Source organism: Stenotrophomonas sp. DR822 (assembly GCF_019793815.1).
GTDB classification, from domain to species: Bacteria; Pseudomonadota; Gammaproteobacteria; order Xanthomonadales; family Xanthomonadaceae; genus Stenotrophomonas; species Stenotrophomonas indicatrix.
Genome location: NZ_CP081826.1, coordinates 4,419,437 through 4,434,794 on the forward strand (window position 1 = coordinate 4,419,437; position 15,358 = coordinate 4,434,794).

11 protein-coding genes are annotated in these 15,358 nt (G+C 64.9%); 7 read left to right on the forward strand and 4 right to left on the reverse strand.

Annotated features, from left to right (window positions below):
* Positions 1–20: 20 nt before the first annotated feature.
* From gyrA to K5K93_RS20040, 4 genes are all read left to right on the forward strand, one after another.
* The gene (gene gyrA, locus K5K93_RS20025) at positions 21–2,735 is read left to right on the forward strand and encodes a DNA gyrase subunit A (protein WP_032976292.1); all 2,715 of its coding nucleotides are present in this window, start codon (positions 21–23) and stop codon (positions 2,733–2,735) included.
* A gap of 130 nt (positions 2,736–2,865) precedes the next feature.
* Positions 2,866–5,391 (forward strand): membrane-bound PQQ-dependent dehydrogenase, glucose/quinate/shikimate family, encoded by a 2,526-nt coding sequence (locus K5K93_RS20030; RefSeq protein WP_222388906.1) that lies wholly within the window; start codon positions 2,866–2,868, stop codon positions 5,389–5,391.
* Between the two features lie 28 nt (positions 5,392–5,419).
* Positions 5,420–6,910 (forward strand): serine hydrolase domain-containing protein, encoded by a 1,491-nt coding sequence (locus tag K5K93_RS20035; protein ID WP_261311880.1) that lies wholly within the window; start codon positions 5,420–5,422, stop codon positions 6,908–6,910.
* 77 nt (positions 6,911–6,987) lie between these two features.
* On the forward strand, positions 6,988–7,443 hold the full coding sequence (locus K5K93_RS20040) for a DUF4952 domain-containing protein (RefSeq protein WP_222388907.1): 456 nt from the start codon (positions 6,988–6,990) through the stop codon (positions 7,441–7,443).
* A 145-nt stretch (positions 7,444–7,588) separates the two neighbouring features.
* Here K5K93_RS20040 and K5K93_RS20045 read toward each other — a convergent pair whose 3' ends face one another.
* The 4 genes from K5K93_RS20045 to K5K93_RS20060 form a co-directional block, all read right to left on the reverse strand.
* Entirely contained in the window at positions 7,589–7,981 is a 393-nt protein-coding gene (locus K5K93_RS20045) for a DUF3037 domain-containing protein (protein ID WP_093819080.1), read from the reverse strand.
* Positions 7,959–8,735 carry a HipA family kinase gene (locus K5K93_RS20050; protein WP_222388908.1) on the reverse strand — a complete coding sequence of 259 codons (777 nt, stop codon included), beginning with the start codon at positions 8,733–8,735 and terminating at the stop codon, positions 7,959–7,961. Before K5K93_RS20050 ends, K5K93_RS20045 begins: the two co-directional genes overlap by 23 nt.
* A 64-nt stretch (positions 8,736–8,799) precedes the next feature.
* Positions 8,800–10,230: an XVIPCD domain-containing protein gene (locus K5K93_RS20055; RefSeq protein WP_222388914.1), complete on the reverse strand. Its 1,431-nt coding sequence runs from the start codon at positions 10,228–10,230 to the stop codon at positions 8,800–8,802.
* A gap of 13 nt (positions 10,231–10,243) precedes the next feature.
* On the reverse strand, positions 10,244–10,750 hold the full coding sequence (locus tag K5K93_RS20060) for a hypothetical protein (RefSeq protein ID WP_261311881.1): 507 nt from the start codon (positions 10,748–10,750) through the stop codon (positions 10,244–10,246).
* A 759-nt stretch (positions 10,751–11,509) separates the two neighbouring features.
* Here K5K93_RS20060 and K5K93_RS20065 point away from each other — a divergent pair.
* From K5K93_RS20065 to K5K93_RS20075, 3 genes are all read left to right on the forward strand, one after another.
* Positions 11,510–11,845, forward strand: coding sequence for a hypothetical protein (locus K5K93_RS20065; RefSeq protein WP_025876944.1), 336 nt, complete (start codon positions 11,510–11,512; stop codon positions 11,843–11,845).
* 155 nt (positions 11,846–12,000) lie between these two features.
* Positions 12,001–14,463, forward strand: coding sequence for a prolyl oligopeptidase family serine peptidase (locus K5K93_RS20070; RefSeq protein WP_222388920.1), 2,463 nt, complete (start codon positions 12,001–12,003; stop codon positions 14,461–14,463).
* A gap of 121 nt (positions 14,464–14,584) precedes the next feature.
* Complete coding sequence (locus tag K5K93_RS20075) at positions 14,585–15,346, forward strand: hypothetical protein (protein ID WP_222388923.1); 762 nt, start codon at positions 14,585–14,587, stop codon at positions 15,344–15,346.
* Positions 15,347–15,358: the final 12 nt, after the last annotated feature.

Sequence of the window (15,358 nt, forward strand, 5' to 3'; positions counted from 1 at the left end):
TACCAGACAACGGAACCCGAATGGCAGAAACCGCCAAGGAAATCATCCAGGTCAACCTGGAAGACGAGATGCGCAAGAGCTACCTCGATTACGCCATGAGCGTGATCGTGGGGCGCGCGCTGCCAGATGCGCGCGATGGCCTCAAGCCGGTGCATCGTCGTGTGCTGTTTGCGATGAATGAACTCAACGCGCACAGCAACAAGCCCTACTTCAAGTCGGCACGTATCGTCGGTGACGTCATCGGTAAGTACCACCCGCATGGCGACCAGTCGGTGTACGACACGCTGGTGCGATTGGCACAGCCGTTCTCGCTGCGCTACATGCTGGTCGATGGCCAGGGTAACTTCGGTTCGGTCGACGGCGACTCCGCCGCGGCGATGCGATACACCGAGGCGCGCATGTCGCGGCTCGCGCATGAGCTGATGGCGGACATCGACAAGGAAACCGTTGATTTCCAGCCCAACTACGACGAAAAGGAGCTGGAGCCGACGGTCATGCCGACCCGGTTCCCGAACCTGCTGGTCAATGGTTCGGCCGGTATCGCGGTGGGCATGGCGACCAACATTCCGCCGCACAACCTCACCGAATCGATCAATGCCTGCATCGCGCTGATCGACAATCCGGAAATCGATATCGATGGCCTGATGGAGTTCATCCCGGGCCCGGATTTCCCGACTGCGGGCATCATCAACGGCACCGCCGGCATCATCGCCGGTTACCGCACCGGCCGTGGCCGCGTGCGCATCCGTGCCAAGGCGGATGTCGAAGTGGCCGACAACGGCCGCGAGTCGATCATCGTCACTGAAATTCCTTACCAGGTGAACAAGGCGCGTCTGATCGAGAAGATCGCCGAGCTGGTCAAGGAAAAGAAGATCGAAGGCATCAGCGAGCTGCGCGATGAGTCCGACAAGGACGGCATGCGCATCTACATCGAAATCAAGCGCGGCGAGTCGGCCGAGGTTGTGCTCAACAACCTCTACCAGCAGACCCAGATGGAGTCGGTGTTCGGCATCAACATGGTGGCGCTGGTCGACGGCCGCCCGCAGTTGATGAACCTCAAGCAGATGCTGGAGGCCTTCGTCCGCCACCGCCGCGAAGTGGTTACCCGCCGCACCGTGTTCGAGCTGCGCAAGGCGCGCGCCCGTGCCCACGTGCTGGAAGGCCTGACCGTTGCGCTGGCCAACATCGACGAGATGATCGAACTGATCAAGACCTCGCCGAACCCCACCGAGGCACGCGAGCGCATGCTTGCGCGCCTGTGGGAACCGGGCCTGGTCGGTTCGATGCTCGGCGCTGCCGGTGCCGAAGCCTCGCGTCCCGATGACCTGCCCAAGGGCGTGGGCCTGATCGAAGGCGGCTACCAGCTGACCGAGATCCAGGCGACGCAGATCCTGGAAATGCGCCTGCACCGCCTGACCGGGCTGGAGCAGGACCGCCTGACCGAGGAATACAAGCAGCTGCTGGAAGTGATCGCCGGGCTGATCCATATCCTGGAAGATCCCGATCGCCTGCTGCAGGTGATCCGCGAAGAGCTGATCAACGTGAGGGCTGAGTTCGGTGACGAGCGCCGTACCGAGATCCGCCACAGCGAAGAAGACCTGGACATCCTCGACCTGATCGCCCCGGAAGACGTGGTGGTCACCCTGTCGCATGCCGGTTACGTGAAGCGCCAGCCGGTCAGCGCCTATCGCGCCCAGCGTCGAGGCGGCCGTGGCCGCAGCGCGGCGTCGACCAAGGAAGAGGATTTCATCGAGCAGCTGTGGCTGGTCAACACGCACGACACGCTGCTGACCTTCACCAGTTCGGGCAAGGTGTTCTGGCTGCCGGTCTACCAGCTGCCTGAAGCCGGTTCCAACGCCCGCGGTCGTCCGATCATCAACTGGATCCCGCTGGAGCCGGGCGAGCGCGTGCAGGCCGTGCTGCCGGTGCGCGAGTACGCCGATGGCCAGTTCGTGTTCTTCGCCACCAAGAACGGTACGGTCAAGAAGACCCCGCTGGGCGAGTTCGCCTTCCGTCTGGCCCGCGGCAAGATCGCGATCAACCTCGACGAGGGCGATGCCCTGGTCGGCGTCGGCCTGACCGATGGCGAGCGCGACATCCTGCTGTTCGCCTCCAACGGCAAGACCGTGCGCTTCGGTGAAGACAAGGTGCGCTCGATGGGTCGTACCGCTACCGGCGTGCGCGGCATCAGGATGCCGGCCGGCGAGGAAGTGGTCAGCCTGATCGTGGCCGAGAGTGCTGGCGGCATCGAGGACGAGAACGAGGACGACAACGGTGTCGAGGAAGCCGTCGCCAATGGCGATGCGCTGATCGAAGGTGCCGACGACGCCAACCTGCGTTACATCCTCACCGCCACCGAAAACGGCTACGGCAAGCGCACCCCGCTGCCGGACTACCCGCGCAAGGGGCGTGGCACGCAGGGCGTCATCGGTATCCAGACTACCGAGCGCAATGGCAAGCTGGTTGCCGCCGTGCTGATGGGTACCGACGATGAGGTGCTGCTGATCTCCGATGGCGGCACCCTGGTGCGTACCCGTGGCTCGGAAATCAGCCGCGTCGGCCGCAACACCCAGGGCGTGACCCTGATCCGCCTGTCCAAGGACGAGAAGCTGCAGGCGGTGGAGCGCATGGATGCCTCGATCGACGAGGACGAGGACGAGGTGGCCGCCGCTGCCCCGGCCACGACCGACGGCGCACCGGCTGCTGCCAGCAGCGAGGACGCCGCGCAGGAGTGATCCTGCCGCGATGCTGAGGTACCCGACGACGCCGGCCTTGTGCCGGCGTCGTCGTGTCTGCAGTCGAAAATACGCACGCACTTCACGGTGACGGTGGCATAAGGGCGCATGCTGCCCCCGGAGATCGACGATGTCCGCCACGCCGCAGTCTGCTTCCGCGCCTCCGCCCCGCCATCCTCTCGTTACCGTGCTGGCCCTGTTGCTGATCGTGCTCGGCCTGGTCATCGGCGGCCTTGGTGCGTGGCTGCTCAGTCTCGGTGGCTCCTGGTACTACGCCATTGCCGGCCTCGGCCTGCTGGTCTGCGGCATCCTGTTGTGGGGCAATCGGCGTAGCGGTGCACTGCTGTACGCACTGGTGTTCATCGGCAGCCTGCTGTGGACCTGGTGGGAGTCGGGCAGCGATTACTGGCGCTGGGTACCGCGGCTGGGCCTGGTGACCGCCCTTGGCATCGTCCTGGCATTGCTGGCGCCGACCCTGCAGGCGCCGGTGCCCAGGCGGCTGTCGCGCAGCGTGGCTGCTGTACTGATGCTGGTCTTCGTGGCCGCCTTCGGCCTCGCGTTCACCCCGCATGGCGTGGTCGACGGGCATCAGCCGTTCCCCGAGCCGGCGGTCGGCGCCGGGCTTGATCCCACCCGTGACACCACCGGCCTGCAGCCTGCCGACCAACCGGCCGAGGGCGACTGGCCGGCATGGGGGCGCAGCAATGCGGCCACCCGCTATTCGCCGCTGCAGCAGGTCACCCCGGAAAACGTGGGAACCCTGCAACTGGCGTGGCAGTTCCGCACCGGCGACCTGCCGAAGAAGCGCTGGGGTGCGGAAACCACGCCACTGAAGATCGGTGATCGGTTGTACCTGTGCACCGCACGCAATCAGTTGATCGCCCTCGATGCCGGCAGCGGCAAGGAGCTATGGCGTTTCGATCCGAAGGTGAAAGATGCGTCGATCCCGTACACGGCCGCCTGCCGTGGCGTGTCCTATTACGAGCTGCCCAGCGCGCCGACCCTCGCCGATGCCGCACTCGCTGATGTGGCTGCTGATCTCGCGCTGCCCGCACCGCCGCCGACCCGCACCCACCAGAGCGCGGCGCCAGGGAGCCGCCCAGCCTGCAGCGCACGCATCATCGAAGGCACGCTGGACGGCCGCCTGATCGCGGTGGACGCCGACAGCGGTCGACCCTGCGCGAATTTCGGCAACAACGGCCAGGTCGACATCACCCTGGGCATGGGCGAGGTGCCGCCGGGTTACGTATCGATCACCTCGCCGCCGGCGATCGTCCGCGGTGTCATCGTTACCGGCCACCAGGTACTGGACGGCCAGCGCCGCGACGCGCCCTCCGGCGTCATCCAGGCCTACGACGCGATCAGCGGCAAGCTGCGCTGGGCGTGGGACATGGACCAGCCCGAGCGCAGCGGCCTGCCACCGCGCGAGCAGACCTACACACGTGGCACACCGAACATGTGGACCACCGCTACCGGCGATGAAGCACTGGGCCTGGTGTACCTGCCGATGGGCAATTCCGCAGGCGACTACTGGAGTGGCTCGCGCACCGAAAACCAGAACAGGTACGCGACCTCGCTGGTCGCCATCGATGTGGATACCGGCAAGCCGGTCTGGCATTTCCAGGCCGTGCGCAAGGACGTCTGGGACTACGACCTGGGTTCGCAGGCCAGCCTGATCGACTACCCGACGGCATCGGGCAAGGTGCCGGCGATCCTGCTGCCCACCAAGCAGGGCGACATGTACATCCTCGACCGTCGCAACGGCCAGCTGCTGACCCCGGCCGAGGAGCGCAAGGTGCCACAGGGCGGCGTGGAGCCCGAGCAGCGCGCCGCCACCCAGCTGTTCTCGCTGTACCACACACTGCGGCGCGACGACGCGCTGACCGAGCGCGACATGTGGGGTATCACCCCCATCGACCAGCTGGTCTGCCGAATCCAGTTCCGCAAGGCACATTACGAAGGGTTCTACACACCGCCCAGCAGCGATCACCACTCCATCGAATACCCCGGCTACAACGGTGGCTCGGACTGGGGCAGCGTGGCCATCGATACGCGGCGTGGCGTGATCGTGGCCAACTATAACGATATGCCCAACTACAACCGGCTGGTGCCGCGCGCCGAAGCCGACCGCAAGGGCTGGCTGCCGCGCGAGCAGATGCGCGCCGACAAGGGCGGTGCCGAAGGCGCAGGGGATCCGCAGGTCGGTACGCCCTATGGCATCGACGTCAACGCCGGTTGGCGGCTGCCGTTCACCGGCCTGCTGTGCAAGCAGCCGCCCTATGGCGGTATCCGTGCGATCGACCTGCGCAGCGGCAAGCTACTGTGGGACCGGCCGTTCGGCAGCGCGCGTGGCAACGGCCCCTTCGGCATCCGCTCCGGCCTGCCCATTGAAATCGGCACGCCGAACAATGGCGGTTCGGTGGTTACCGCCAGCGGCCTGATCTTTATCGCCGCAGCGACCGATGACCTGCTGCGTGCCATCGACCTGAAGACCGGCAAGGAGCTGTGGCACACCAAGCTGCCGGCAGGTGGACAGGCCAACCCGATGGTGTACGAGCAGGGCGGGCGGCAGTACGTGGTCATCATGGCTGGCGGGCACCACTTCATGGAGACGCCGGCCGGGGATTACGTGATGGCGTATGCGTTGCCGGAATAGCTCAAGGAGCTGCGTGCGGCTGTAGTGCATGGACTCTATGCGATTGTCCTCTAGGATGGCGCTACGTTCTGCCTGCGAAGGATTCGCCATGTCCGTGTACCGTCAACGCTCCTGTGCCTTGCTGTTGGCGTTCGCCCTGCTGCCGGCATTGTCATCCAGTGTTGGTGCGGCCGAAGTACCTGCCGGATCGAGTGGTCCGCGCGCACAGGATGCCGTGGATGAATGGTTGGCTGCCTTCAATGCGGGCAGCCTCGATGGATTGCAGGCGTTCGCCGACAGGTACGCAAAGAAGGCGGGCAGCGGCCCGCAGGATTACCTGGAGTTCCGTGCGTCCAGTGGGCCGATGAAGGTCCTCGACGTCCGCTCGAGCACGCCGGAGAAGGTCGAAGTGCTGGTGCTGGGCGAGAACAGTGAACGGGCGATGCTGTTGACTGCGGAAATGGACCCTGCCGCTCCACGCCACGTGAAGCTGTTCCAGTTGGAAGGTGTGCCGACGCCGCCACAGTTCCAGCCCGCACGCATGGAACTGCCGGCACTTCTGGGCGAAACCACGGCACGGCTCAACGCGCTGCAGGCGGCCGACGCACTCTCTGGCTCCGTGCTGGTCGCGCACGATGGCAAGGTGCTGATGCAGTGGCAGGGAGGGCTCGCCAACCGCGAGCAGCGCGTGCCCGTCGATGCGCAGACGCAGTTCCGCCTTGCCTCTTCCAACAAGATGTTCACCGCAGTGGCGATCCTGCAACTGGCTGAGGCCGGCCGTCTTGCCCTGGATGACACCATCGGCAAGCGCCTGCCGGACTATCCCAACGAAGGGGTGGCAGGTACGGTCACGATCCGGCAACTGCTCAACCATACCAGTGGGCTCGGTGATTTCTTCGGTGATGATTTCGAGCACTACGCGGAGTCACTGAGAACGCACGACGATTATGTGCAGCGCTTCGCCAAGGATCCCCCGCAGTTTGCCGCAGGCAGCCAGGATGGCTATTCCAACTACGGGTTCATTGTGCTCGGTAGGATCATCGAGGTGGTGTCCGGGCAGACGTACTACCGCTATGTCAACGACCATATTCTCCGCGCAGCGGGCATGACGGCAACCGGCTTTGAGCCGGAACTGGTGGACGTTCCACATCGTGCACCCGGCTATACCCGGGTGAAAGGACAGTGGCTCAGCGAAACCAGATCCCTGCCATGGCGCGGGACTGCGGCCGGTGGCGGTTACAGCACCGTGGGTGACATGTTGAAGTTCGCCGAGGCCCTGCGTGCCGGCACCCTGGTTTCGCCGGCGTGGCTACAGCAGGCCACGCGTCCGCAGAACAACAAGGGCTGGTACGGCTACGGGTTCATGGTGCAGGGAGAGGGCAGGCGGCGCCAGTTCGGCCATGAGGGCGGGGCGCCCGGCTCGAACAGCGCCATTGTGGTGATGCCTGAGCAGGGATATGTACTGATCGGCCTGGCCAACGTCGATCCGGATGCGATGGGCAATGTGATCAACTACATCGCCCGCCGCGTGCCCCTGTGATGCACGGCGCCGGCAGCAACGACCGACAGCAGAGCGGCAAGAGGGGCCTGATTGGACTGCAATGGTCATCGCTGTGCATGGCTTTCCTTCTTGCCGGCACAGCACAGGCACAGCTTCCCGACGCCGCGCTTGCAGAATGGGAACTGCACGGCCGCTCCGAAGGCCTGGCCCGCCCCGACACCGTCTGCCAGGATTTCCTGCAGGCGATGGGACGCAAACCAGCCGAGCTGGAATACGTAGGCTGCACGCAGGACGACGATTCCTACATCCAGCCGATGGAAGCGCGGTATCGCGTCAACGGTGCCTCGGCGGCGAAGATCGAAGCCTATCTGCAGCAGACCTTTGGCATGCCGTCATTGACGTATGTATGTTGTGGCTGGAGCAGCGGCGCGCCTTATTTCTGGCATGAGCAGCCGGGCAGCGTGAAGTACCAGATCGGCATGGGCGTGGAATCGCTGCATCATCCGCGCACGCAGTGGAGCGTGATTCCCTACTTCACGGTAACCGTTGCGGTGAACCGCAAAGGCCCCTGATGGCGTTTGCTTGAAACCAACCACTGGATCACCTGGACCGGTTGAATGTCGGTAACGGGCGTATGCTGTTCGGCGAGGAGGCGGCCGCGCCCGGTTTGGCGAGCAAGCGCGGCAGGATGCACCACGTAAAGGCGGCGGCAGGTCGTTAGTTGGGAACGCGCACCATCTTTGCCATCAGGTGTTCGACCACGCCCGCCGGGTCCGCCGTGCGGCCTACGTGTGTGCTGGACATCTGCACCACCGAGCTGCGCTTGGCGGTCAGGAAATGGAAGCGCGCGCGCGCAGGCAGCTGCGCGATCGGGCCGGCGCCGGCATCGCCCCGGCAGATCGCCACGATTGCATCCAGCCAAGGCTGCAGCGCTTCAATATCCAGCGCCGGCGCGAAGGCGTGCAGGCGCGCGGCATCGATCTCGATTGCCGCTTCCAGGTGACGTGCGCCCGGGCAGGACACGATCACCCCAACGTTGATGAATTCCTCGCGCTCCACCCGCGGTACCACGCGGATGACGGCATAGTCATACGTGTGCAGCGTGGGCACGGATGGCCTCCTGCACGAACACCGCACGCACCTTCAAGCGATGCTTCAGGTAGTTGATGTAGCCCTGCCGGTAAGCCTGCGGGCTGTCGAAGGCCGGCTTATCGACCAGCCAGCTGTCCGGCACCAGGCCGACGATGCGCTCGATCTCCACATCAGGCAGGCGCGCGGCCAGCTCGGCATCCACCTCGGCGATGCGGCTGGCGAATGACAGCAGCACATGGTCACGGATCAGTACGAAGGGCTTCTCGCAGGCATCGCCGGCGTTGGCCCAGTCGTGATGGAAGTACATCGCCGCACCGTGGTCGATCAGGTACAGCTTGCGGTGCCAGACCATCAGGTTCGGATTGCGTGTGGTGCGATCGACGTTGCTGGTGAATGCATCAAACCAGACGATGCGCGAGGCCAGGTCGGCGTCCACCGGCATCGCCGCCGGATCGTAGTTGATCGCGCCGGGCAGGTAATCCAGGCCCAGGTTCAGGCCCTCGCTGGCGCGGATCAGGTCCTGGATCTCCGGGTCCGGCTCGGTCCGCGCGAACTCGCTGTCCAGCTCGACGAACAGGATCTCCGGAATCGGCAGGCCCACCGCGCGTGCCATCTCGCCTGCGATCAGCTCGGCGATCAGCGCCTTGGGTCCCTGGCCAGCGCCCCGGAACTTGAGTACCGCCATGCCGTCGTCGTCGGTCTCGACCACGGCAGGCAGCGAGCCACCTTCCCGCAAGGGGGTGATGTAGCGGAGGGCATGGACGGTACGCATGGGTGCATTCTAGCGTGGCCCATGCATGGGGTGCGCCGGGCGGTGCCCGGCGCTGTCCCTGACCTCAGTGCGACAACGCGCTGCGCTGCTGTTCCTGCACCTGCTGGCGCGTCTGTTCCTGCGAGGCGTGGTCGGCCTGGCGCTGGTTGACGGTAGCGAGGCTGTCCAGGCTTTCCTGCACCGGCCGCTGCGCGGCTTCGGCTGTGGCTGTCGATGCGCGTAGCGACGCAGGATCATCCAGAGCGCCCTTCACCACGAACACGTTCTGCGCCGCAGCGACATCGCCTGCCTGCCGGCTGAGCACCACATGATCCACGCGGTCCAGGCCGTTCTCGCGGGCCAGTACCAGCAGGCTTGCGCTCAAGCGTTCACTGGAGGCGTCGAAGCTGCGGCCGTTGGCGGCATCCAGCTCTGCCACCTTGCCGCGGATCTGATCGTGCAGGGCGCGGTCGTTGCCACCCGCCAACGGCGCAGCCTGCGCCGCGGTCGGCACGGGTGTGGTTGCCTGTGCAGTGATGGGTACGTGGGCGTAGGTGCCTTCGGTGTGGTCGAAATAGTGCAGCGTGGACGGCGAGGTGCTGGTATCGAAGTAGGGCTGCCGTGGCTGCGTGCCCTCACCCAGAGACAGGCCGTTCTGTTCCAGCAGGCTTTCCTGCAGGCCCAGCTGCGCCATGTTCACCGACATCCGGCTGATGCCATCGGGTGCCGGGTTTCTGGCCTCTTCCTCGCAGGCCCGGCCGATGGCATAAGCAGCGTAGAAATTCTGGTAATCCGAATTGCCATTGGGACCCAGCCGCGACGACACGCCTTCGTCGTAGTAGTGCTTGCCCATGCCCTCGATGTTGGCGGCAGTGGCGGTCATGCTCAGGTCTGCATTGAGTGTGAGGTCCGGATGCGCGGCATAGGTCATCGGCGGGCCGGGCTGTACGCGCACGAACTCCTCTGCACGGGTACTTGCTTTGTAGACATCTTCCAGCGTGGCGTCCGGTTTGGCGGTCTTGACCATGCCTACCAATGCGTTCCAGCCCTCGATGTTCGCCGATGCCTCGTCGCGCCGGTTGGCTGCGAGCAGGTTGCCGATGGCCTGGGTGTAGTCGTGGGTCGAATCGCGTGCGGCAATGTCTGCAATATCGGAATCAAACTGCTTATAGGCCCGTTCGGTCGCTGCATCATTGAACCCGTGCTGCAGCTCATGGCCCAGAACGAATGTCAGCTCTGCAGCGTCATGCCTGTCCCGCGCTGGGGTGGACAGACTGGACGCAGGCAGGCTGATCGTCTTTGCGCCGCCGTCGTACTCGCCGCCCACACTGCTGTCGGCAGGCAGCAGCTCAAAGCGCTGCAGATGACCGGCGGCGATGGCCGAGTCGACCTGGGTTGCCAGCGCCGGAGAGTTGGCGATGGCCTTGCGAAGGTTGTCGACCTGATCGGTCGTTACATCGGGTTTTCCTGCAAATTCGGTCAGCAGGCGTTCCGTATCCGCTGAAAGCGTAGGCATGGTGCGCCGCTCCTTACTGCACGGTGACAAGGCGGACGCAGGCATGTGCCGGCTCGCCAGACGGGGTCGGATTCTCAGCCATCGTGTCGACCTTGATGCTCAGGTTCGGGCGATCGAAACGGTCATGGATGACGCGGCCGTGCTCGCCGCGGATGGTTTCACGCTTGAAACCCGCGGCCTGCAGACCCGAGGCGAACTGATCGAAGTCGACCTGACAGATCGCCGATGCGTTCGCTTTGCGCTCGGCGGTGGTATCGATGAAATTGAGATCCAGACGCGTATCGGCGGCGCCAGCCGTCTTGATTTCCAGCCCGTAGCTCCATTCCGGCGTCAGCGTGCCGCCGTAGCCGAAGTGACCCGGGCCGAAACGCTGCGCGGGCGCCTGCATGGCCTGCGATACCCGTTCAAGGGTCAGTTCACGGGTGGAGTTGGTGTCCTTGATCAGATCCAGCAGGCGCAACAGGAGTTGGTCTGCGGTGAGCGCAGACGGCGTTGCGGCGTCGGAGGCAGTCGATGCCATGGTGGCGGGTCCTTGAGAAGTCGACGATTGGTCAGTCGCGTGTGCGCAGGCGCAGAGCGAGGCCGCACTTAGGACGATTGTCCACGGCCGTGTGAATGCGTACCCAAGCATGAGCGTTCCTTGCACGTTGAGCGCTGACTCTGGATGGGGTCAGGTGAATCACAGGTTAAATGCAATGGATGATGGCTGAAACCGGGCAGGGCGCTTCGGGGCTCGGGCCTTGGCTGCAGCTGGATTACCCGCGCAGAGCGTGGCCGTGGCCGCGCGCAGTTGGCTCCGCATGCATGGATCTTTCTTCACTTCGTCGTTCCGCGACCGATGGCAGCATCCAGCGGTGTAGACGATAGATTGAGCGCTGGCGTGGCCTTGAGTTGCAGGTCTGCCGCTTTCCCGCGACCGACACCCGCCAGCTCGTTTCCGGCACATTTGCGCAGCGTTGAACGTGGCCCTGCGAGGCCACTCCCCTCGGCAAGGAGGCCCGCGATGCACAGTCCTGTTCACGCGTATACCTACCGCATCAGCAACCAGCCTATCGCGCAGGCAGCGTGCGCTGGTGTTGGCAGACATGCTGAAGACGTTGCTGCGGTTCATGCAGCCTCAGACAGAATTCTTCCGTGAGTTGAGCACCGATGGTTGGCTCTGCATCCCGCAGTGCGCAGAGCCACTACATGCATGCGAGTCGCCCCAGGGCGCTGCTTCGTTCGCAGCACTGGGCGCGCATCTCGTCCACGATGTCCACGCAGGCTTCCGAGGTGCACGATGAGCAACGAATCGAGAGGAGCCCTGCCGCCCCTGGATCTGGATGATGCCAAGGCCGCGCAGATGATTGGCAAGCTGGTGCTGGTGGGCGTTACCCGTTTTGGCGGCGATGGTCAGGTGCAGGGGCTGGAGCAGTTTGCCGGCACCGTGCTGAGGGTCAGTGCCGAAGAAGGGCTGGTGCTGGCCGATGGCGATGACGGCCATGAGCGCTACCTGCCGCCCATGCTGGACCAGTACCTGCCGGCCGCTCCGGGCGAGTACCAGTTGCGGTCCAGCGGGGTGACGGTGATCGATCCCGATTATCTGTCCACCTGGGAGTTGCACGCGCGGCAGTAGGCGAGGGGCGTCCAGAGAGGGGCCGGGCCAGGCGGGGCCACGCTTTGCAGGATGGGGCGACTAGCCCTTCCGGCCCATTTCCCGGTGGGCAGGGGGTGTTAGATTCGGCCCATGCCCGCCGTGCGGGTACCCAACTCACACCCCAGGGGAAAAGGATGCTCATCCGTCGTACCTCTCTGGCGGCGGCCGTTGCCGTTGCCACGCTCGGCCTGCTGGCCGCCGGCCCGGCCTTCGCCGACTACGCCAAGCCGCCGGAACACCTGCTCAAGGTGCTCAAGGCGCCGCCGCCGCCGGCACCGAACATCGACCCCAGCGGCCAGCGCCTGCTGCTGACCACCGCGCAGACCTATCCGTCCATCACCCGCGTCGCCCAGCCGTACCTGAAGCTGGCTGGCGTGCGCCTGGAACCGAAGAACCGCAGCCGCCACGACACCCCCGGCGGCTATGGCATTCCGGCGTGTGTGGCCGACTTCACCCTGGTCGAGATCGTCAGCGGCAAGAGCACCAAGGTGAACCTGCCGCAGGGGTGCGCAGGTGGCGCACAGTGGTCGGCCGATGGCAGCCGTTTCGCCTTCCAGAATGCCGTCGATACCAGCGTGCAGCTGTGGGTGGGCGACGCCGCCACCGGCCAGGTGAAGCAGGTGCCGAACGTGCAGTTGAACCCCATCTTCGGCAGCACGGTGCAGTGGCTGGGCGGCAGCCAGAACCTGCTGGTGAAGCTGGTGCCGGCCAACCAGGGGCCGGCGCCGTCCAACGGCGGTACGCCCACCGGTCCGGACGCGCAGGAGTCGCTGGGCAGCAGTGGCGAGAGCAGCACCTATGAAGCGCGCGACACGCTGACCAGCGTGCACGACGAAAAGCTGTTCGCCTATTACGGTGCCTCGCAGCTGGCGGTGGTCGATGCCGCTGCCGGCAGCGTGCGCCCGGTTGGCCAGCCGGCGCTGTACAACGACGTCAACGCCGCGCCCGATGGCGAGCATGTGCTGACCGAGACCCTGAAGGCGCCGTTCTCGCATGCGGTGACCTACCAGCGTTTCGCCAATGATGTGGCGGTGCTGGATCTGGCCAATGGCCGCAATACGGTTCTGGCCAGCCTGCCGCTGGCCGATCGCGTGCCGGTACACGGTGTGCCGGAAGGCCCGCGGGGTTATGACTGGCGCTCCACCGATCCGGCCACCCTGGTCTATGCCGAAGCGCTGGACAAGGGCGACTGGAAGGTGAGCGTGCCGCATCGCGATCGCGTGCTGATGCTGAAGGCCCCGTTCACCGGCAAGCCGGTGGAAATCGCCCGCACTGCACAGCGCTTCGAGGGCTTTGCGTGGTCGGCCGACCCGGCCGTGTCGTTCCAGTTCGAGAACGACGAGAACCGCCACTGGATGCAGGCCCGCATCGTCGATGTGGACCAGCCGAAGAAGGAAGGTCGCCTGCTGTGGGACATGTCCAGCGATGAGCTGTACGGCAACCCGGGCAACCTGGTGTTCAAGCGCCTGCCCAGCGGTGCGCCGGTGGTGCGCCAGGAGGGCAACACCGTGTTCCTGCGCGGGCAGGGGGCGTCGCCGCAGGGCGACCGTCCGTTCCTGGATGCGCTCGATCTGGCTACGTTGAAGAGCGAACGTCTGTTCCGCAGTGATGCCGATGCGTACGAGCAGTTCCTGGGGTTCAGCAATACACCGGGGCGCTTCCTGACCTGGCACCAGTCGGTGATGGACCCGCCGAACGCGTTCGTGCGTCTGCTCGGTGAGCGCATCAACGATGCCAAGGCCGGCGAGGCACAATTCCAGTCCAAGCCTGCTGCGTTGACCAAGCTGGTCGACCCGACCCCGGAAGTGCGGCAGATCCAGAAGCGCCTGGTGACCTACAAGCGCGCCGATGGCGTGGACCTGTCGTTCACCCTGTACACGCCGCCGGGCTACAAGGAAGGCCAGCGCGTGCCGGCGATCCTGTATGCCTACCCGGCCGACTTCGCCAATGCCGCGCAGGCCGGGCAGGTCTCCGGTTCGCAGCAGACGTTCACCCGTCTGCAGCCGTACCGCCTGATGCTGCTGGCCGGCTACGCGATCATCGACAACGCCTCGTTCCCGATCGTGGGTGACCCGAAGAACGCCTACGACACCTATCTGGAACAGCTGGAAGCCGACGCCAAGGCGGCGGTGGACAAGGCCGTGGAGCTGGGCGTGGTCGACCGCAACCGCATCGGCGTGACCGGCCACAGCCATGGTGGCCTGATGACCGCCAACCTGATCGCCCACACCAACCTGTTCAAGGCCGGCGTGGCGACCAGTGGCTCGTACAACAAGACCTTCACCCCGTTCGGCTTCCAGAACGAGCGTCGCTCGGTATGGCAGGCGCAGGATGTGTACCTGAAGGCCTCGCCGTTCTTCTACGCCGACAAGATCAAGCTGCCGCTGCTGCTGGTCCACGGCGAGGACGATGCCAACCCGGGCACCGAGCCGTTCCAGTCGCGCAAGCTGTACCAGGCGATCCGCGGCAATGGTGGTACCACCCGCCTGGTGATGCTGCCCAACGAGCCGCACTGGTACACCGCGCTGGAATCGAACGAGCAGCTGGTCTATGAAATGCTGAATTGGTTCGACACCTACGTGAAGAACGCGAAGTAATCCTGCAAGGCCGCCCTCCGGGGCGGCCTTTCTGCTTCACGCGTCCAGTAGCACCGAGCCATGCCCGGTTGTGATGCACGAAGGCTGCATGTGCCACAGAATCCGCTTTCCAAGGAGCGTCATGAAGGCCTGGTTTCTCGTCGTCGTAGCCCTGTGTCCGGCCGCTATGGCTGCTGCAGCCGATGGGCCCATGCGCATCGATGTGGCCTACGACTGGTCCGGTTGGGGAGGTGTTTCGGAGCACTGGCTTATCGAGCGCAATGTACGTGGAATCACCACGCGTGTTCGTGTCACAGATTCGGCGGGAAGCCAGGAATTGCCCAAGCAGATATTGCCGGCTGCTGCGGTCGAAGCGTTCGAAGCGGCTATTGATGCTGCCCCGCTGTCCAAGGAGGCCACGATCAGTCTGATTGCGGGCCGCCTTGAACGCGCTGAGATGCTGGAGTTGGATCCGAAACTGCGATCAATGCCGCCGGCATCGTGCACATTCGCCGATCAGCAGGCGTGGGCCCGTCGGACGTTGACTGTCCAGGGGCTGCACCAGCGAGTGCAGCAGCACTTCAGGGGGGACGGGGTGGCGTGGACTGACGATTATCCGGTGATGTCGGTAACGGTGAAGCGCCAGGGCAAGCCTGACGTGGTGTTTCTGTCGAGATCGCAGAAGGCCTTGATGTTGCCATGGAAGCAGCTGTCTAGTGGGCAGGTGAATCAGCGATCACTGTCGCTCGCGCCGGATCAGTGGCGCCCCGCGCTGAGTGACGCGTTGACCCGGTTGCTGCCAGAGGGGGAGGCAACACGTGCCCGCTTCAAAAGCACCTGGCTGCAGCATCGCTTGAAACAGGAGCTTGAGCTGGAGGCATTGAAGTGCACGACCGGGCCATGAACAGGGGGGACT